Annotated in this window: 15 protein-coding genes and 2 pseudogenes; 2 read left to right on the forward strand and 15 right to left on the reverse strand. The window is 72.5% G+C overall.

Annotated features, from left to right (window positions below):
- Positions 1 to 17: 17 nt before the first annotated feature.
- Both argC and O7608_RS22385 read right to left on the reverse strand, forming a co-directional pair.
- Positions 18 to 1,043 carry an N-acetyl-gamma-glutamyl-phosphate reductase gene (argC, locus tag O7608_RS22380; protein WP_289210990.1) on the reverse strand — a complete coding sequence of 342 codons (1,026 nt, stop codon included), beginning with the start codon at positions 1,041 to 1,043 and terminating at the stop codon, positions 18 to 20.
- Positions 1,044 to 1,213: 170 nt separating this feature from the next.
- Positions 1,214 to 1,498, reverse strand: coding sequence for a DUF427 domain-containing protein (locus tag O7608_RS22385; protein ID WP_289206469.1), 285 nt, complete (start codon positions 1,496 to 1,498; stop codon positions 1,214 to 1,216).
- Between the two features lie 200 nt (positions 1,499 to 1,698).
- Here O7608_RS22385 and O7608_RS22390 point away from each other — a divergent pair, with 200 nt between their 5' ends.
- Positions 1,699 to 2,784, forward strand: a complete 1,086-nt coding sequence (locus tag O7608_RS22390) for an NUDIX domain-containing protein (RefSeq protein ID WP_289206470.1) — start codon at positions 1,699 to 1,701, stop codon at positions 2,782 to 2,784.
- Between the two features lie 7 nt (positions 2,785 to 2,791).
- On the opposite strand, the gene O7608_RS22395 is transcribed toward O7608_RS22390, so the two are convergent.
- Positions 2,792 to 3,220: a hypothetical protein gene (locus tag O7608_RS22395; RefSeq protein ID WP_289206471.1), complete on the reverse strand. Its 429-nt coding sequence runs from the start codon at positions 3,218 to 3,220 to the stop codon at positions 2,792 to 2,794.
- A gap of 261 nt (positions 3,221 to 3,481) precedes the next feature.
- Between O7608_RS22395 and O7608_RS22400 the strand changes: the two genes are divergently transcribed.
- Complete coding sequence (locus O7608_RS22400) at positions 3,482 to 4,825, forward strand: SGNH/GDSL hydrolase family protein (RefSeq protein ID WP_289206472.1); 1,344 nt, start codon at positions 3,482 to 3,484, stop codon at positions 4,823 to 4,825.
- 92 nt (positions 4,826 to 4,917) lie between these two features.
- Here O7608_RS22400 and O7608_RS32190 read toward each other — a convergent pair whose 3' ends face one another.
- The 12 genes and pseudogenes from O7608_RS32190 to O7608_RS22450 form a co-directional block, all read right to left on the reverse strand.
- Positions 4,918 to 5,265, reverse strand: a complete 348-nt coding sequence (locus O7608_RS32190) for a phenylalanine--tRNA ligase subunit beta-related protein (protein WP_421361226.1) — start codon at positions 5,263 to 5,265, stop codon at positions 4,918 to 4,920.
- A pseudogene (locus O7608_RS32195) lies at positions 5,263 to 6,174 on the reverse strand (phenylalanine--tRNA ligase subunit beta); the annotation flags it as partial. The gene O7608_RS32190 and the pseudogene O7608_RS32195, both read right to left, overlap by 3 nt.
- Positions 6,147 to 7,497: pseudogene (locus tag O7608_RS32200) on the reverse strand (phenylalanine--tRNA ligase subunit beta); the annotation flags it as partial. The pseudogenes O7608_RS32200 and O7608_RS32195, both read right to left, overlap by 28 nt.
- Positions 7,498 to 7,500: 3 nt before the next feature.
- Positions 7,501 to 8,562: a phenylalanine--tRNA ligase subunit alpha gene (pheS, locus tag O7608_RS22410; protein WP_289206474.1), complete on the reverse strand. Its 1,062-nt coding sequence runs from the start codon at positions 8,560 to 8,562 to the stop codon at positions 7,501 to 7,503.
- 223 nt (positions 8,563 to 8,785) lie between these two features.
- Positions 8,786 to 9,682, reverse strand: coding sequence for a TrmH family RNA methyltransferase (locus tag O7608_RS22415; protein WP_289206475.1), 897 nt, complete (start codon positions 9,680 to 9,682; stop codon positions 8,786 to 8,788).
- A gap of 118 nt (positions 9,683 to 9,800) precedes the next feature.
- Entirely contained in the window at positions 9,801 to 10,193 is a 393-nt protein-coding gene (gene rplT / locus O7608_RS22420; protein WP_282227657.1) for a 50S ribosomal protein L20, read from the reverse strand.
- A gap of 31 nt (positions 10,194 to 10,224) precedes the next feature.
- Positions 10,225 to 10,419, reverse strand: coding sequence for a 50S ribosomal protein L35 (gene rpmI / locus O7608_RS22425; RefSeq protein ID WP_282227658.1), 195 nt, complete (start codon positions 10,417 to 10,419; stop codon positions 10,225 to 10,227).
- A gap of 19 nt (positions 10,420 to 10,438) precedes the next feature.
- On the reverse strand, positions 10,439 to 11,053 hold the full coding sequence (gene infC / locus O7608_RS22430; protein ID WP_289206476.1) for a translation initiation factor IF-3: 615 nt from the start codon (positions 11,051 to 11,053) through the stop codon (positions 10,439 to 10,441).
- 420 nt (positions 11,054 to 11,473) lie between these two features.
- On the reverse strand, positions 11,474 to 11,875 hold the full coding sequence (locus O7608_RS22435) for a PH domain-containing protein (RefSeq protein ID WP_289210991.1): 402 nt from the start codon (positions 11,873 to 11,875) through the stop codon (positions 11,474 to 11,476).
- A 165-nt stretch (positions 11,876 to 12,040) separates the two neighbouring features.
- Entirely contained in the window at positions 12,041 to 13,090 is a 1,050-nt protein-coding gene (locus tag O7608_RS22440) for a DMT family transporter (protein WP_289206477.1), read from the reverse strand.
- 72 nt (positions 13,091 to 13,162) lie between these two features.
- Positions 13,163 to 16,369, reverse strand: a complete 3,207-nt coding sequence (locus tag O7608_RS22445) for an RICIN domain-containing protein (protein WP_289206478.1) — start codon at positions 16,367 to 16,369, stop codon at positions 13,163 to 13,165.
- A gap of 259 nt (positions 16,370 to 16,628) precedes the next feature.
- On the reverse strand, positions 16,629 to 18,398 hold the full coding sequence (locus O7608_RS22450) for an FAD-dependent oxidoreductase (RefSeq protein WP_289206479.1): 1,770 nt from the start codon (positions 18,396 to 18,398) through the stop codon (positions 16,629 to 16,631).
- Between the last annotated feature and the right edge of the window lie 31 nt (positions 18,399 to 18,429).

Here is an 18,429-nt window from a genome sequence, read left to right on the forward strand (position 1 = left end):
CGCTGCGTTCCTCGCGCTCACGGCGCGACCCCGAGCGCAGTCAGGCCGGTGGTCTCCGGCAGGCCGAGCATCAGGTTGGCGCACTGTACGGCCTGGCCGGCGGCACCTTTGCCGAGGTTGTCGATGGCGCTTGTCACGATCACCCGTCCCGAGTCGATGTCGGTGGTCACCTGCAGGTGGCAGGCGTTGGAGCCAAGGGTCGCGGCGGTGGTCGGCCAACTGCCGGCGGGCAGCAGGTGCACGAACGGTTCGTCGGCGTACGCGGCGGTCAGCGCCTCGCGCACGGCGGCGGCCTGGTCTCCGGCGGCGTCGGCACCGCCGGCCGGGCGGGCGGTGACCGTGGCCAGGATGCCCCGCGGCATCGGGGCCAGCACCGGAGTGAAGGAGAGGCTGGTCGCGCCGGTGGCCTGCTTGATCTCCGGGACGTGCTGATGCGCGCCGACCTTGTACGGCGACAGGCTGCCCATCACCTCGCTGGCCAGCAGGTGTGTCTTGGCGGCCCGGCCGGCGCCGGAGGTGCCGCTGGCGGCGACCACCACGACGTCGGTGGGGTCCACCGCGCCGGCGGCGATCAGCGGGGCGAGTGCCAGGGTGATGGTTACGGCGTAGCAGCCGGTGGCGGCGACCCGGTCGGCGGCGGCGATCCGGTCCCGCTGGCCGGGCAGCTCCGGCAGGCCGTACGTCCAGGCACCGGCGTGCCGGCCGCCGTAGTAGCGGTCCCAGGCGGCGGCGTCGGTCAGCCGGTGGTCGGCACCGAGGTCGACGACCTTGACCCCGGCGGGCAGGGTCGCGGCGATCGCTGCGGACTCCCCGTGCGGCAGGGCGAGGAAGACCAGGTCCGCGTCGGCGAAGCTGGTGGCGTCGGTGCCGGCGAAGGTCAGGTCGAGGCCGGCCAGATGCGGATGTACGGCGGCGACCGGCGCGCCCGCCTGACTGTGCGCCGTGGCGGCGACCAGATCCAGTTCGGGGTGCCCGGCGATCAGCCGCAGCAGTTCTCCCCCGGCGTACCCGCTCGCGCCGGCGACGGCGACCCGGATGCCCATACCCACCTCCGCATTTCTATGCAGTGGAAGGTATCAGGATGCAGCTGCCCCGGCAAGACCCTCCCAAGATCCTCGCGATCTTGCAGTTGTCGATCGACAATTCCGACAAATGCTCTCGATAACTGCAAGATCGTCGCGGACTGAGGGGGTGGAGGAGTGACGTGCCGCTGTCAGTCGACGACTTCGACGTCGCGCCAGAAGGCGACCCGGTCCCGGATCATGTCAGCCGCCGGTAGCGGCTCCGGGTAGTACCAGACGGCGTCGGCGCTGCGCTGACCCTCGTGCTCCAGCGAGAAGTAGGATGCGTCGCCCTTCCACGGGCAGTGCGTGTGGGTGTCGGAGTCGCGTACCAGGTCGTCACGCAGCGACGACCTGGGGAAGTAGTGGTTTCCTTCGACGACGACCGTGTCGTCGCTCTCGGCAATCACGAGCCCGTTCCAGATGGCCTTCGGCATACCGCCCAGCCTAACCACCACCGGTGCCGACGCGGTCGGTGTCGAGGTACGGACAGTCGATCCACAGCTGTCCATTGTCGGCTAAGGTCGACACACCGACCCTTGGACGCGAGACACCTTCAGAAGACACCCCGGCGATGCGGTATCGGCGGATGTGTCGCAGCCGGCGATCGGGACGGCTCCTGCCTAGCATCGGCAGCATGGACCGGGCAGATCACCAGCGGAGCCGTGCGGGACCCGACGAGGCGGTGGGAGCGCACATGGCGGAGGACCGCAGCGTCCTGGCGATCTTCGTCGACGTGCGCGGATTCACCCGGTGGTCCGAGACCAACGAGGTCTTCATCAACCTCGACCAGTTCATCGCCGGGTTCTTCACGATCCTGCGGCGACGCTTCCCCGAGACGTACAGCCTCAAGCCGCTCGGCGACGGTGCCCTGCTGATCTGCGAGATCCCGGAACGCAACAGCCCTCGTGAACTGGCGGCGATGCTCTCCCGGGTGCTGACGATCGTCAACCGCGTCGACGCCGACTTCGCCCGACACTGTGCTGAGTTCGCCAACCGGGTCGGCCACCGCACCGACCTACGACTCGGCTGGGGCGTCGTCCGCAAGGTCATCCGCACCGGCGACGACTGGGCCGGGCACAACCTCAACAAGTGCTCCCGGCTGTGCGCCGAGGCCCGCCCGTTCGGCATCGTCATCGACCGCGACGACTTCCCCGAGCTCCCCCGCGACGTGCGCGGCATGACCAGCCAGATCCGTCGGCTACGCGGTATCGGCGAGGTGCCGGTCTGGGTGAGTCACGAGATCGCCTCGCAGTTCGTGCCGCGTGAACGGCTGCGCGAGACGCCCGAGGTGCACGTCGCCGGGATCTGTTTCACCGAGGACCACAGCGGCGGCATCCGGCTACTGCTGGCCCGTCGGTCGGCCGAGCGGGCGCTGTTTCCCGGCCTCCTGGAGGGCTGCGGAGGGCAGCTTCGCTACTCCGAGACGTTCACTGACGGCGTCCGCCGGCACTTTCAGCAGGAGATGGGCCTGGACGTCGAGGTCCGCGAGGACCTGCACTGCTTCTACACGATCCGGGAGGCCGACGTGCCGGTGATCCCGGGCATCCGGTTCCTCTGCCGCCGGGTCGGGCGCGGTGAGCCGTCCTCAGGCAATCACTCCGAGCTGCGCTGGATGAGCGAGGAGGAGTTCGCGGCGATCCCGGCCACGGAGTTCGTCGGCGGGTTGAAGGCCGAGGTGCTGGAACTGCTGGCCCGTTACCGGCAGACCCGGCAGCGGTGACCTCGGGCTACCCGGGCGACGGCACCCCGAGCAGGACCAGCAGACCGGCGACGGCGCCCAGCAGGGCGGCGACGAAACCCAGACCCTCCCCGACGCGGCGCGCCACGGCTGAACTGCGGCCCGGCGGCAGCGCTACGGCCGACCCGCCCTGGCGGTCGCCGGCCGGGGTCCGTGGTTGCGCGCCAAGGAGCCGCTCGATCTTGTCGAGGCGGTGCAGGTGGCAGCCGACCAGCAGACCAGGCCCCAGGTACGGGCAGTCGCCGTCGCGCCACAGCGGCTCGCCGCACCGCGCGGGAATGGCGAGGACCGCGTACGGCAGCCCGACGGCGAGCGTGAGGAACCAGCCCCAGTCCGGCTGGCCGGTGGTGAACGCGGCCACCGCGAACACGACGATCGACGCGCCGGCGACCAGACGTGTCGTCCGCCATTGAGGCATGCCTGCATCCTAGTCGGAGGGTCGGCCCACGTTTCGCCCACATCGGAACCGAGACCTGACCTGAAGAAGTCTCAGAGCTGGATGATCCCGACGGTGGCGGCGAGACGCGCGACGTCGGCGGGAGTGGGACCGGCTTCCGCTCCCGCGTTCCCCGCTGCGGGAGCCTGCCACAACCGCGACGCAACCACCTGGATCGATATATATATCTATCATTGTCAATCGGCCCGACGTCCGGTCGGGCCGACCGAAAAGGAGGTGGGCGTGCGTCCCAGCGACAATCACACCTACACGGCTGACTCAACCACCCCGGTCCGAGGTACCCGATCAGCGGGGCGGGCGGCGGCGTTCAGCGGTGGCTCAGTCCTGGCGGTCACGATCGCGGCCGCGCTCGCCGCGACCGTCGGCGCGGCCGCACCCTCAGGGCCCTCGGCACACGCCCGACCGGCGGGCACCGACGGGCGCGGCGCGACATGGGTCGCCGCCTGGGCGCCGAGCCCGGTCGAGGGCAGCACGATTCCCTGGTCGGACTGCCCGGCCGGGGACGGGCTGGCCGACCAGACCATCCGCAACGTCGCCTTCGTCAGCGCCGGCGGCACGGCGGTGCGGGTACGGGTCACCAACACGTTCGGCACCCGGGCACTGAAGGTCGGCCGGGCGTCGGTCGCCGTCCAACGCGACGGTGCGACCGCTGTCGCCGGCTCGATGCGGGAGCTGACCTTCGGCGGGCAGCGGGAGGTCACCGTGGCCGCCGGCGGGCGGGCACTCAGCGACCCGGTGCCGTTGCGGGTCGCCGCACTCAGCACCCTGCTGGTCAGCGTCTACGTACCGGAGCCGACCGGGCCGGTGACCAACCATCCGTTCACCGCCCAGGGCAACCACCTCGCGGCCGGTGACCGGGCGACCGCACCGACCGCCGACGGGTACGCCGACACGCCGTGCTGGATGCTGGTCGACGGAATCGACATACAGGCGGGCCCCAGGGTCGTCGGCAGCGTCGTCGCGCTGGGCGACTCGATCACCGACACCGCCAGCACCACCGGCAACGCCAACCAACGCTGGCCGGACCATCTCGCCCGCCGGCTGCACGACCGCCCCGGACCCACCCTGTCCGTGGTGAACGCCGGGCTCGGTGGCAACCGGCTGCTCGCCCCGCGCGACGGCGAACCGTACTGGGGTGTGCCTGCGCTGGCCCGCCTGGAACGCGACGTCTACGCCCAGACCGGGGTACGGGCGGTGATCCTCCTGGAGGGCACCAACGACATCGGCTACAGCACCCCGGCCGCCGACATCATCGCCGGCTATCAGCAGGTCATCGTGCAGACCCGGGCACAGGGGCTGCCGATCTTCGGTGGCACCGTGCCGCCGTTCGGCGGCTCGTTCCTGGACACTCCTGAGCGGCAGGAGATCTGGCACGACGTCAACCACTGGATTCGGACCAGCGGCGCGTTCGACGGGGTTATCGACTTCGCGGCGGCGCTGGCCGACCCGACCGATCCGAACCGGCTGGCGGCCACCTACGACAGCGGCGACCACCTGCACCCCAACGACGCCGGCTGCGCCGCGATGGCCGACGCCGTCGACCTCGCCGCCCTGCTGCGCCGCTGACCACGGTCGCTGGCAGTCCAGTCTGCCCGTGGTCCCGGCCTGGTCCGCCGCGACCACGGGCAGACCGGGCCGGGACTCCGGCGTCGGTACGGTCAGGCGCCGCGCAGGGTGGCCCCGAGCCGCGTAGCGGCCTCGGCGACCGCGCCGTCGCGGGCCGCCACCGCCTCCTCCACAGTCAGCGTGCGGTCCGGGGCCCGGAACACCAGCTTGTACGCCAGAGACTTGCGCCCGGCGCCGAGCTGCTCGCCGGCGTACACGTCGAAGAGCCGGACCGATTCGAGCAGCTCGCCGGCACCGGCCACCAGCGCGGCGCGGACCTGCGCCGCCGGGGTGGCCTCGTCGACGACCAACGCGACGTCGATCAACGCCGGCGGGAAGCTGGCGAAGTCCGGTGCCGGCACGACCGGAGCCGGCGGCACCGCGTCCAGGTCCAGCTCCATCGCGCAGGTACGCCGAGGCAGTTCCAGCGCGGCGACCGCCGCCGGGTGCAGCTCCCCGGCGTGGCCGACCACGACCCCGTCGACCAGCAGCTCGGCGCAGCGGCCGGGATGCCAGGGTGCGTACTCGCCGGCCCGGACCTCGACCCGGCCGGCCGGGACGCCGGCGGCGTCGAGCACGATCCGGCCGGCTTCGACGGCGTCGGCCCAGCTGGCCGGGCGTCCGGCACCCCACCAGCCACCCGGGGCCACCTCACCGGCGAGCACCACGGCGACGTGCCACGGCTGGTGCGGTACGGCGGCGTCGGCGGCGGCGAACACCGCGTCGTCGGGCCGGTCGTCGACGCCCATCGCCGGTGGCGCGGCAGCGCCCGTGCGGGGCTGGAACACCACGCCGATCTCGTAGAGCGCGACGTCGCGCTGCCCCCGGCCGATGTTGCGCCGCAGCGTCGCCAGCAGTGGCGGCAGCAGGGTGGTGCGCAGCAGCGGGTCGGTGTCGGCCAGCGGATTGGCCAGCCGGACCGCGTCGCGGCGCGGGTCGTCGGCGGGCAGCCCCAGGTCGTCGGCGGCCCGCGGGGAGACGAACGGGTAGCACAGCGCCTCGACGTGGCCGGCTTCGGCCAGCGCCCGCGCCACCGACCGGCGTCGCCGCTGGGTGGCGGTGAGCCCACGCCCGGCCGGGGCCGGCGGCAAGGCGCTGGGCACGTTGTCGTAGCCGTCCAGCCGGACCACCTCCTCGACCAGGTCGGCCGGGTCGGTCAGGTCGGGCCGCCAGCTCGGCGGGGCGACGACCAGCGGCGCGGCGCCGTCGTCGGGTGCCGACGCCGCCGAGGTGGCGGTCGCCGCCCCGGTCGCGACGGTGCTGGCGCTGGCCACTCCGGCCCGCGCGCCGGTCGCCACGGTGCAGCCGACGGCTTCCAGCAGTTCGACGACCCGCTGCGGCGGGTACGCCACCCCGACCCGGCGGCCCGGCAGCCCGGCGTCGATCACGATCGGGGCCGGTGGGGCGACGTGGTCGATGTCGAGGATCTCCGCGCCGGCCTCGCCGCCGGCGTGTTCGGTGAGCAGCCGGACGGCACGGTCGATGGCGACCAGCGGCAGCGCCGGGTCGACGCCGCGTTCCCACCGCTTGGCGGCCTCGCTGAACAGCTTGTGCCGCCGGGCGGTGCGCCCGACCATCACCGGGTCCCAGTGGGCGGCCTCGAACAGCACGGTACGGGTGTCGGCGACGACCTCGCTGGTCTCGCCGCCCATCACGGCGGCGAGCGAGATCGGCCCGGTGTCGTCGCAGATCACCATGTCCTCGGCGTCGAGGACCCGGGCCACCCCGTCCAGGGTGGTCAGCTTCTCCCCCGCGACCGCCCGGCGCACCACCAGCGGGCCGGCGATCCGGTCGGCGTCGAAGGCGTGCATCGGCTGGCCGAGTTCGAGCATCACGTAGTTGGTGATGTCGACGGCGAGGCTGATGCTGCGTACCCCGGCGGTGGTCAGCCGGCGGACCATCCACTGCGGCGTCGGCGCGGTCGGGTCGATGCCGCGCACGATCCGGGCGGCGAACCGGTCGCAGCCGACGGTGTCGCGGACCTCGACCGGGTACGCCGGGGTGTCGGTGGCGCCGGGTGCGTCGACAGCCGCCGGGTCCCGCCACGGTACGCCGAGCGCCTGGGCGAGTTCCCGGACGATCCCGCGTACCGACATGGCGTACCCCCGGTCGGGGGTGATCTCGACCTCGACCACGACGTCGTCGAGGCCGACGACGGGCCGGGCGTCGTCGCCGGGCGCGGCGGTGACGTCCGGTGGCAGCACGATGATGCCGGCGTGGTCGTCGCTGACGCCCAGTTCGCGGGCGGAGCAGATCATGCCGTTGGAGTTGCGCCCGTAGGTTTTGCGGGCGCCGATGGCGAAGCCGCCGGGCAGCACCCCGCCGGGCAGGATGACGACGACCTTGTCGCCGGCGGCGAAGTTGGTGGCGCCGCAGACGATTTCCTGTGGTTCGCCGGTGCCGTTGGCGGTGCCGACGTCGACCCGGCAGAACCGGATCGGCTTCTTGAAGCCGGTGAGTTCCTCGATCTCGCGGACCTCGCCGACGACGAGGGAGCCGGTGACCGAGCCGGCCAGGTCGACGATGGACTCGACTTCCAGGCCGAGCCCGACGAGGGCGTCTTCGAGCTGCTGCGTCGTCAGGTCGGCGGGCAGGTCGACGTGTTCGCGCAGCCAGGAGATTGCGATCCGCATGATTCAGACCTCCATCCCGAACGCGCGGGTGAACCGCACGTCGCCTTCCACCATGTCGCGCATGTCGCTGATGCCGTGGCGGAACATCAGGGTGCGTTCGATGCCCATGCCGAACGCGAAGCCGGAGTAGACCTCCGGGTCGATGCCGCAGGCCCGCAGCACCCGGGGGTTGACCATGCCGCAGCCGCCCCATTCGACCCACCGTGGCCCGTCGCGGTGCTGCGGGAACCAGACGTCGAACTCGGCGGACGGCTCGGTGAACGGGAAGTAGTGCGGCCGCCAGCGGGTCCGCGCGTCGGCGCCGAACATCGCCTGGGCGAAGTGGTCGAGGGTGCCCTTGAGGTGCGCCATGGTGATGCCCCGGTCGACGACGAGCCCTTCGACCTGGTGGAACACCGGGGTGTGGGTGGCGTCGAGTTCGTCGGTGCGGTAGACCCGTCCCGGGCAGACCACGTAGATCGGCGGCTGCCGGGTCAGCATGGTGCGGGCCTGCACCGGTGAGGTGTGGGTGCGCAGCACCAGGCCGGGCAGGTCGAGGTGGAAGGTGTCCATCAGCCCACGTGCCGGATGGTCGGGGCTGATGTTGAGCGCGTCGAAGTTGGTCCACTCCAGCTCGGCTTCGGGGCCTTCGGCGACCTCGTAGCCCATTCCGACGAACAGGTCACCGATGCGTTCCATCAGGGTGGTCAGCGGGTGCCGCGCGCCGCGCGGGCGGCGGTCGTACGGCAGGGTGACGTCGACGCGTTCCTCGGCCAGCACCCGGCGGGCCCGTTCGGCTTCGAGTTCGCCGCGCCGGGCGTCGTACGCGGCCTGCACGGCGGCGCGGGCCTCGTTGACCCGTTTGCCGGCGTCGGACTTGGCGGCCGGCGGCAGGGCGCCGATCTCCCGGCGGGCCAGCGCGATCGGGGCGCGGTCACCGAGGTGCTGGTGGCGCAGCGCGGTCAACGCGTCCAGGTCGGCGGCCTCGGCGAACGCCTTCTCGGCGTCGGCGACCGCACCGGCGAGCGCGGCCGGGTCGAGCAGCGCGACCTGCTTCGGATCGTATGGGTCGTTGCGGTAGGTCATGACGTGCGGGCACTCCCTCGCGGCGTGCGGTCACCGGGGCCGATGACCGGCAAGAGTCTACGGACGCGCGGCGTTGCCGCAGCCCGCCGGTGGGTGCCAGGGAGCAGGGTGGTGTCGGTTCAGCCCTGCTGCCCGCCGGAACCGGCGGGCCGGGTAAACAGCTGACGAGGTGGCACACCGCAACCACGGCGCCGGTGACGGCGCATCGGCTGGTCGCTGACGCTCATCGCGGGGGCCTTCCTGGGCGCTGTGCTCTGGCCGAAGTGTACAGGCAGACGGCGGCGGCGGCAGCCAGGTTCAGGCTCTCGGCGCGCCCGTACAGCGGGACCCGGACCCGGGCGTCGGCGCGGTCGACCAGTTCAACGGGCAGGCCGTGGGCCTCGGTGCCGAAGAGCCAGGCGGTGGGCGCGGCCAGCGCCCCGGAGTCGGCGAGGTCGTCGAGGTCGGTGTCGCCGTGGCCGGTGGTGGCCAGCACCCGCAGGCCGGCGGCGCGGAGCGCGTCGACGGCGTGGGCCGGGTCGTCGTGGCGGACCACGTCGAGGTGGAACAGGCTGCCGGCGCTGGCCCGGACGCACTTGCCGTTGTAGGGGTCGACGGCGGCACCGGCGAAGATCACCGCGCCGGCTCCGGCGGCGTCGGCGGTGCGCAGGACGGTGCCGGCGTTGCCGGGGTCGCGGATCTCGGCGAGGGCGGCGACCAGGGTGGGGCGCCGGCCCAGCGCGGCGTCGAGGGTGACGTCGACGTGGTCGCAGACGGCGACGACGCCCTGCGGGGTGACGGTCTCGGTCAGCGCGGTGAGGGCGTCGTCGTCGACGGTGGAGACGGTGGCACCGGTGGCGGCCGCCGCGTCGACGAGGTCGGCGTACCGGTGCAGGCCGGCGGCGGTGGTGAACAGTTCCCGGACCACGCCCGGCGCGGCGAGGGCTTCGCGGACCGCCTGCGGGCCTTCGGCGAGGAAGCGCCGCGTGGCGTCGCGGTCGCGGCGGCGGTGCAGCCGCCGGGCGGCCACGATCCTGGGGGTACGGGTGGTGAACGGTGCCGCTGTCCGCCCGCCCGGGGACTGGCCCGTTGCCTCGGCCGGAACGTGGTCGAGGCGTCCGGCTGGCCGTGGTGCGGTCATGCCGGACGCCTCGTTTCGTGCCGTGTGTCGTGCTGTGTGCTGTTGCGCTTCGCGGCTGGTGCCGCGGTGCGCGTGCTGCTGCTCGCCTGCCGCTGTGCGCGGATCAGGTTCGTGCGGGTCAGGCGGCCTGGGCCGCCGCGCCGCCGGTGCCTTCGGCGGCCACTGCGGTACGGGCCACCTCGACCAGCGCCGCGAAGGCGGGGGCGTCGTTGACCGCGAGATCGGCGAGGATCTTGCGGTCGACCTCGACACCCGCCAGGCGCAGGCCCTGGATGAGCCGGTTGTAGGTCATCCCGTTGGCGCGGGCCGCCGCGTTGATCCGGGTGATCCACAACTGCCGGAAGTCGCCCTTGCGGTCACGACGGTCCCGGTAGGCGTACTGCATCGAGTGCAGCACCTGCTCCTTGGCCTTGCGGTACAGCCGGGAGCGCTGGCCCCGGTAGCCGCTGGCGTCCTCCAGCAGGGTACGGCGCTTCTTCTGAGCGTTGACGGACCGCTTGACGCGTGCCATTTCACCTACTCCTTCAGGTCAGTGGCGCGCGTCAGCGGCCGAGCAGCTTCTTGATGCGCTTGACGTCGGCCGGGGACACCTCGACGGTGCCGGTGAGCCGACGGGTCCGGGTGGAGGGCTTGCCCTCCAGCAGGTGGCGCTTGCCGGCCTGCTCGGACAGGATCTTGCCCCGTCCGGTCACCTTGACCCGCTTACCCATGCCGGTGTGCGGCTTCATCTTTGGCATTTGTTGCGTCTCTCCCCTGTCACTCGCCGGTGTTGCCGGCGGGTTCGACCTCGGCGGCCGGTGTTCCCTCGGCGACACCGTCGCGCGGTTCGCGGCCGGGTCCGACCCGGGCCGCGGTGGCGGCGGCCGCCGCTGCCTTGGTGGCCCGGTGCGGGGCCAGCACCATGATCATGTTCCGGCCGTCCTGCTTGGGGGCGGCCTCGACGTACCCCAGATCCGAGATCTCCGATTCGAGCCGGCGCAGCAGCCGGTAGCCCAGCTCCGGTCGGCTCTGCTCCCGACCACGGAACATGATCGTGACCTTGACCTTGTCGCCGGCCTTGAGGAACCGCACCACGTGACCCTTCTTGGTCTCGTAGTCGTGCGGATCGATCTTGGGCCGGAGCTTCATTTCCTTGATGACGGTCTGCTGCTGGTTACGCCGCGCTTCGCGCGCCTTGAGTGCGCTCTCGTACTTGAACTTGCCGAAGTCCATGAGCTTGCACACCGGCGGGCGCGCCATCGGCGCAACCTCAACCAGGTCCAGGTCGACGTCCGCGGCCAGCTGCAGGGCGCGCTCCAGCGGGACGATGCCCACCTGCTCACCTTCAGGGCCGACCAGTCGGACCTCACGTGCCCGGATCTGCTCGTTCACGCGTGGTTCGACGCTGATGGGGCCTCCTCGAGTCGTAATCTGCGTGGTGCCGTCGCCCGCCGCAGGCACCCCCCGGTTGGGGACACCTGGGGAAAGCAGAAGGCCCTGGCACACATGCCAGGGCCTGCTCGACCGGTCAGCTGACGCCGTCGACGGCGTCGACCCCACAGGCGGCGGGGATCCGTCGCGTGTCGGGTGACCGGACCCGACCGCTGGAGGTTGATCCGCGATGCGGGTGGGAGCAGGCGCTCCGCTTTCGTGACCGCCGCCGACCAGGCTCCGACAGGAGCGCGGGACGGCGACAGCATGGTCGACTTGTCAACGATACCAGGCGCACCGCAAACCGTGGGCCAGGCCCACCCTCGGCCTGGCGAACTCACCGCCTGGTGGCGACGGTCGCCCGTGGCGGTGTGGCGGGGCTCAGCCGTTCGTGGCGGCGGCGTGCAGCGCCCGCAGGGCGCGGACGGCCTCGACGGCGTGCTCCCGGTCGACCGCCTGCAACGCCAGCACCGGGACCAGCTCGTCGTCGCGCAACTCCAGGCTGGCCCAGGCGGCGTCCCGGTCGAACCGCACCGCGACCACGAGCTCCCACGGCAGCTCGTACGAGCGCAGGACGTTGCGGACCCGGATCCCGGCGGCGTCGGCGGCGACCCGGGGCCGGGTGAACATCAGGATGATCAGTGCACCGAGCACGCCCAGGCCGATCATCGCCGCCTGGTCGCCACGCTGGAAGGTGCCGAGGTTCTCCCCGGTGGAGCCGGTCAGGCCGAAGCTGACGGTCGTGAACACCACCACCAGCGCGGCCGCCAACGACCAGCACATCACCCGGATCCGGCGCGGCCGGACGACCACGTTGCCCGTACCCCCCGGGGCGGGCGTCGCCGTCGGTGGGGACTCCTTTGTCAGCTCGTCTGCCACCCGCCCAAGTCTGCCACCCTGCGACGCGGCGCCGACCACAGCAGGTCCCCCGCCGCCGCGATCTTGCAGTTATCGAGAGTTTTTGTCGCTTTTGTCCATCGATTTCTGCAAGATCGTCGCGATCTTGGGAGTCGGAGGGGTGGTGCGGGCAGGCTGACGGGCACCCCGGCCGGAGACGACCACCGCGACGATGATCAGTGCCGCGCCGGCCAGCAGTCCCCAACTGGCACCGGGTCCGCCGGGGACGGCTACGTCGATCAGCAGCGCGCCGACGAGCTGGCCGGCGACCACCCCGAGACCGGTCCGCAGCACCCCCACCGACCGGACCCCGACCAGCAGCGCCACCACGATGCCCACCCCGAACAGCCCACCGAGGTAGAGGTACCACTCGCCCGGCCAGGGACGGCCAACAGCCGCCCCGTACGCCCCCAGCAGGCCGGCGGCGATCAGCACCAACGGGGTACTGACCACGAAGTTCGCCACGATGCCCATGGCGGTGGTGCTGGCCGCCGACACCCGGCCGTTGAGCGCGGACTGGATCGACACCGCCAGCCCACCGACGACGGCGAGCACGATCAACCCGACCGCAAACTGCCCCACCGGCCGCCCCAGCTGGGCCACCACGACCGCGCCGACGCCGAGCAGCGCCCCGGCCAGCCGGGGACCGGTGACCGCGAGCCGGCCGGCGGGCGCCAGCCCGACCCGGTCCACGACGAGCCCGCCGAGGCTGTTGCCGGCCACCTGGGCGATGGTCAGCACCGCCACCCCGAGCACCGGCACCGCGTAGGTGGCGGTGGTGACGAAGAACGCCCCGCCGATCCCACCCAGGTACGTCCACCAGGGCAGCCGGGCCGCCCGCAGGGTGCGCAGCCCGGACCGCATCGACGGCAGGAGCACCAGTCCGGCGGCGACCAGCAGGGAGCCGCCGATGTTGTTGGCGACCGCGCCGATGGCGGCGCTGCCCATCCGGGCGCCGAGTTCGGCGTTGACCGCGCTCTGCGAGGCGGACGCGACGCCGCCGAGGCCGGCGACGACCAGCGCCAGCCAGGGCGCCAGCACCCCGGGAAGGCGGCGCGCCGCCGGCCGTACGGTGGGTGGCGGATCGTCCGGTGTGCTCACCCACCCACTGTCACAGCCGGCCGCCACCGGTGTCTGTGACCGAGATCGCCGCCGCCGGGTCCGTACCGCCGGTCATTGGAAGTCGATCCGGTAGGTCCGGGTCCGGGTGCCGTCCTCGCTGGTCACCACCACGGTCGCGGTCGGCGCGTCGGGCTGCGCCTGGGTGACGGTCAGGTCGGCGTACGGGTCGGCGGGGGTCGCGTCGACCTGCCCGGGGCGCTCACCCGCCGGTACGGCGTACTGCGTGCGCCCGGGGTCGAAGTCGGCCAGCGGCACCCCGTCGACGGCGATGCTCCCGGCGTCGGCGACCGCCGACGTGCCCGGCGCGGCCACCACGACCTCGATCTCACTGAGCGTCATGTGCCGGTCCGGGTGGGCGGTGAGGAGCAGCCGGACCGCGTCGGTGGTGGCGGTGACCGGCACGTCGACCACCGGCGCGGTCGGCGTCGGCGTCGGTACGGTGACCGGCTCCCCGGCGTCGACCCAGTTGCCGGCGCCGTCGCGCAGCTGGGCGGTGACGCTGCGGGCGTAGCTGTCCGAGCCGTCGCGGTAGAAGTGGACCCGGACCCGGTTGAGGGTGTGTTCCCGGGGCAGGGTGACGGTGAGGGTGTCGGTGGCGTTCTTGGTGCCGGAGCGCCAGTTGGACCAGGCCTTGTCGGTGAGGTTGCCGTTGGTCAGGCCCACCGTGGAGTAGCCGGGTTCGGTGAAGCTGGCCTCGACCCCGGCGACCGGCGTGGTCGCCTCGACCGGCGCGGTGACCTGGACCCGTACCGTCGCGGGCAGGGTGACGCCGGCACCGGCGTCGGCGCGGCCGGTGAGGGTGACCACTCCGACCTCGTCGAAGGCGCCGGGCGGTGCGGTGTCCCAGTCGACCGGCCGGGTCACCGTGATCCCCTGGCTCGACGTCGCGGTGACGGTGGCCGGCAGGTCGGGGGTGCCGCCGACGAACGTCTTGGCCCGGGTCGGCACGGTGGATTCGAGAGTGTCGACCACGACGGTGGCCCGGGCGAGGTGGGTGCGGCCCTGGGCGTCGACGACGCGGCCGGTGACCGCGACGGTGCCGGTCTCGCGCCACCGGACCGGGGCGATGTCGCGCCAGGTCACCGGCAGTGCGCCCCGGGGTCCGTCCGGGTGCACCGGGACCACCGTCGCCGGCAGCGTCGGCGCGACCCCGGGGGTGGTGAACAGCTCGACCGGGGTGAGGCCGACCACCCGTTCGTCGATGATCCGCCAGCGCTGGTTGGCGCCGGAGTTCGGCAGCCAGACGGAGACGGCGGCACCGTCGTTGGTGGCCTGACCGCCGACGTCGAGCAGCCGACCGGTGGCGACGTTGACGACGGTGTACGTGCCGTCGCCGGTGGTGGAGAGGATCCACTGCGCCTGCGGACCGGGCGTGCCGGTGGCGTCGACCAGGGTGGCGGTGTCGTCGACGACGGCGAGCCAGCGGTCACCGTCGACGGTGCCGACGGTGTAGCGGGCCCGGTTGTCGTAGCCGTCGGTCAGCCGGGTGAGCTGCCACAGCTGTTCGGGGGCCTGCGGCACGTCGGTGCGGATCACCAGGGCGGAGCCGGACGGGGTCAGCGACCGTCCGCTCGGCACGCCCTGCAGCCGGTAGACGTGGGTGTCGCGGATCAGGGTCTCGTCGAGCAGGACACCGGAGACGCCGTCGATCAGGAAGGTGGTCACCGACTGGGCCGGCACGTCCAGGCTGGCGGCGCGGTCGCGGACCGGGACCGGGGTGCCGGTGCGCAGCGCACCGTCGGCGCTGGTCACCACCGGGGTGACGGTGGCGTCGGCGGTGACGGTGCGAAACGCCGACAGGTCCAACCGGACGGTACGGGCGGCGGTGGTCGCGTTGACGTGCACGACGGTTGCCCGTTTGCCGGTGGCGAGGGCGGCGACGCTGTCCGGGTCGTCGACGGCCATCAGCCGGTCGCCGGGGCGGATGTGGTGGGTGAAGTTGCGCAGCGTGTCGAACTTGGTGTTGGTGTAGATGGGGCAGGTCTGCAGGGTGTCGGTGGCCGTGCAGTCGAACGGCACCTGGATGCTGCCCCAGTTGGATCCGGCCGGGAACTCGCCGCCGGGGGCCATGTTGTCGTAGTCCTCGACGGGCTGCCAGAGCACCCAGGCCGCCGGTTCCAGCTCCCGCAGGTCGTCGACGACGTTGCGGGCGATGCCGAGGCCGGGCAGCATGCTGGTGAAGTCCTGCCCGCCGCTGCCGTAGGAACCCTCCACCTCGCTCATCCACAGTGGCTTGCCTTCGGCCTTGGCGAGGTCGCGGACGGCGGTGCGCTGCCCGGTGCCGTACGTGTGGACGTTGAGCTGGGCGATCCGCGCCCGGGTCGCGGCGCTGTAGGCGTTCCAGTTGGTCAGGAACGTGCCCGGGTTGGTCTCGTCCATCGCGGCGATGGCGGTGTCGCTGCCGGCGGCCCGCAGCGCGGCGTCGACGGCGGCGATGACCTGCTGCTGGCTGGTCGGCCCGGCGTGGGCACCTTCCTGGCGGCCGCCGACCGGCTGGCCGTCGGGGCCGAGCCGGGTCGACCAGTACGGGGTGTTCGGCTCGTTGAGCGGGTCGATGGTGGCGACGTCGATGCCGTGTGCCTGTTCCAGGTGCTCGGTGACGCGGACCAGGTAGGTGGCGAAGTCGTCGACGGTGTCCGGGCGGATCTGGTCGGTGGTGGCGTCGAAGCCGCCGGAGACGTACCCGCTGACGGTCTGGAACCACGGCGGCGAGTTGCTGAACGTCTCCCAGTGGGTGACGTCGGCCTTGATCCGGTCCACCCACCAGCGTTGCGCCGGGTCGGCGGCCCAGTTCCAGTGGGTCGGGTCGTCCGGGTTCCACCAGTCGCGGTCGGTGCGGGTGGTGCCTTCGGGCGCCTGCCACCAGCCGGGTACGGCGCCGCCGGGGCGCAGGTAGTCGGGCACGTCGGGGGCGTTGCCGCCGCCGATGTTGTAGCGGGCGATGTTGAGGTTGAGTCCGTCGTCGCCGAAGAGCAGGTCGGCGAGTTCGTCGCGGATCTCGTCGGGGTAGTCGCCGGTGGCGTTGGCGAACCAGACCAGGCTGGTGCCCCAGCCCTGGAAGGGCTGTCCGAGGTAGGCCGGATCCGGTCGGACGGTGACCACTGCCGCCGCGTCGACGTCGGCGGTGGCGGTGGAACCGGGGGAAGCGGCGGAGGTGTCGGTGGCGGCGTGGGCGGGTCCGGCCACGCTGGCGCTGACACCCACGATCACCGCGCTGACCGCCGTGGCAAGTCGCCGGGTGGTGCTGTGTCTGTTCACGATGGCGGGCCTCCGTCCGCTGGTTCCGGCCACCGGGGCGGTGCCCGGTCGCCACCACAGTCGATGTTTGCGCAAACATCGCCGGTCCGGTGGTGGCGGAGGGGGATCTCCCCCGGGACACCACCGATGGCCACCGAACGCGTTACCGCAACACGCCGGCAATGTTTGCGCAAACAGTGGTGCAGATGGTTGCACCACCGTCGGGCACCGTCAACCCCCGTGACCGGCCCGGAGTCAGCTGCCGCCTGAGAGCCCGGAGTCAACTGTCGACTGAGAGAACGTGTCGCAGCGCCGCGCCGAGCGCCTGGCGCGGATCCGCAGGCAGCCGTACGCAGCGCCAGCCCACGTAGTTGTCCGGACGCAGCAGCACACATCCGGTGTCCTCGACCTCGCGCAGCCGCGCCCAGTCACCGTAGCGGTCCTCGTAGTCGCCACCGGGGCCGATCAGGTGACCGACGACGTCGACGCCCAGGTCGGCGGCGAGCGCGGTGGCGGCGGCCAGCCACGGCCGTCCACCCACCCCGGTCAGCACGGCGAACCGACCCCGGCCGCCCAGATCCAGGGTGGACACGGCCTCGGTGCCCCGGCCCAGCCAGGCGTGCGGCACCTTGGCACCCGGCCAGGTGGTGGGATGGTGGTACAACTCGGCGTCGCGTGGGTTCACCGGCGGCGGCGTACCGTCGGACAGCACCGCACCGGAGACGTACCGCTGGTCCAGCTCCACCCCGTGCGTGTTGAACTCGTAGTCCTTGACCGCGATCGCCTCGCGCAGCTCCCGCCGCTGTGTCTCGAACGCCGCACCGGCCCGGGTCCGGGCCGCCATGTTCGCCCGCATCTGCTCGGGGTCCTCGGTCGACAGCAGCCCCAGCGCCTGGAAGATCCGTCCGGTCTCGCCGATGCTGCGGTTCGCCCGGTCGACGATCTGCCGCCCGACCGGCGCGCGTTCGGCCGAGTACGACTCCAGCAGCCGTGGGTCGGCCGCGCCGGAGAGCACCAGCTTCAACTTCCAGGCCAGGTTGTACGCGTCCTGGATGGAGGTGTTGCTGCCCAGCCCGTTCGACGGCGGATGCCGGTGCACGGCGTCGCCGGCGCAGAAGACCCGCCCGCTGTGGTAGCGCTCGGCGTACAGGTGGTTGACCGTCCAGGCCGACGACGAGGTGATCCGCAGCGGGATCGACTCGTCGCCGATCAGCCGGTACGCCACCTGCCGCGCGTACTCCTCGGTCAGGTCCGGCGGCGGGCCGTCGATGTCGTAGCCCCACACGATCAGCCATTCGTTCCACGGCCGCACGCAGCGCACCAGGCCCATGCCGATGCCGCCGACGTCGGCACCGGTCTGCAGCACCCAGTAGAGCGTGCTCGGCCGGTGCGCCACGTACCGGCTCAGATCCGCCTCGAAGACGATGTTGATGCTGCCGGCGACGCCCATCCGGCCGACCATCGGCAGCCCGATGTCCTCGGCGACCCGGCTGCGCCCGCCGTCGGCACCGATGAGGTACCGGGCGCGGATCTGGTACTCGTCGCCGCGCAGCCGGTCGCGGACGGTCGCGGTCACCCCGTCGGCGTCCTGGACGAGCGACAGGTACTCGGTGTCGTAGCGCAGCCGGGTGCCCCGGGCGACCGCCGCGTCGACCAGCACCGGCTCCATCAGATGCTGCGGCATGTCGCAGATCGCCGTCGGGGAGGCGAGGTCGTGGTCGGCCTGCCGCGCCGGGTGGGTGTACCAGGTGTGCAGCCGACCGAACTCCTCCCCGGCCAGACTGGTGCAGAACGGGGTCTGCCCCATCAGCCGCTGCGGGGTCGCCTGGGCGACCACCTGCTGCTCGATCCCGACGTCGCGCAGCACCTCCATGGTGCGCTGGTTGGTGATGTGCGCCCGGGGCGTGTCGGCCAGCCGGCCGTACTTGGTCACCACGATGTTCGGCACGCCGTACGTGCTCAGCAGCAGCGCCGCCGCGCCACCGGCCGGGCCGGAGCCGACGATCAGCACGTCGGTCTCGACGGGGCCGCTGTCGCGTGAGGTCGTCACGGGGCCACGGTCGGCGGAGGTCGTCACGGTG

The organism is Solwaraspora sp. WMMA2056, assembly GCF_030345095.1.
Classification (GTDB): domain Bacteria; phylum Actinomycetota; class Actinomycetes; order Mycobacteriales; family Micromonosporaceae; genus Micromonospora_E.

Bases quoted from the DNA above. Each gene is read 5' to 3' on its own strand.
- argC (WP_289210990.1), bottom strand. From the start codon at position 1,043: ATGGGCATCCGGGTCGCCGTCGCCGGCGCGAGCGGGTACGCCGGGGGA.
- O7608_RS22390 (WP_289206470.1), top strand. From the start codon at position 1,699: ATGGACCGGGCAGATCACCAGCGGAGCCGTGCGGGACCCGACGAGGCG.
- O7608_RS22435 (WP_289210991.1), bottom strand. From the start codon at position 11,875: ATGTGCTGGTCGTTGGCGGCCGCGCTGGTGGTGGTGTTCACGACCGTC.
- O7608_RS22385 (WP_289206469.1), bottom strand. From the start codon at position 1,498: ATGCCGAAGGCCATCTGGAACGGGCTCGTGATTGCCGAGAGCGACGAC.
- O7608_RS22395 (WP_289206471.1), bottom strand. From the start codon at position 3,220: ATGCCTCAATGGCGGACGACACGTCTGGTCGCCGGCGCGTCGATCGTC.
- pheS (WP_289206474.1), bottom strand. From the start codon at position 8,562: ATGACCTACCGCAACGACCCATACGATCCGAAGCAGGTCGCGCTGCTC.
- O7608_RS22415 (WP_289206475.1), bottom strand. From the start codon at position 9,682: ATGACCGCACCACGGCCAGCCGGACGCCTCGACCACGTTCCGGCCGAG.
- O7608_RS32190 (WP_421361226.1), bottom strand. From the start codon at position 5,265: ATGGAGCTGGACCTGGACGCGGTGCCGCCGGCTCCGGTCGTGCCGGCA.
- rplT (WP_282227657.1), bottom strand. From the start codon at position 10,193: ATGGCACGCGTCAAGCGGTCCGTCAACGCTCAGAAGAAGCGCCGTACC.
- rpmI (WP_282227658.1), bottom strand. From the start codon at position 10,419: ATGCCAAAGATGAAGCCGCACACCGGCATGGGTAAGCGGGTCAAGGTG.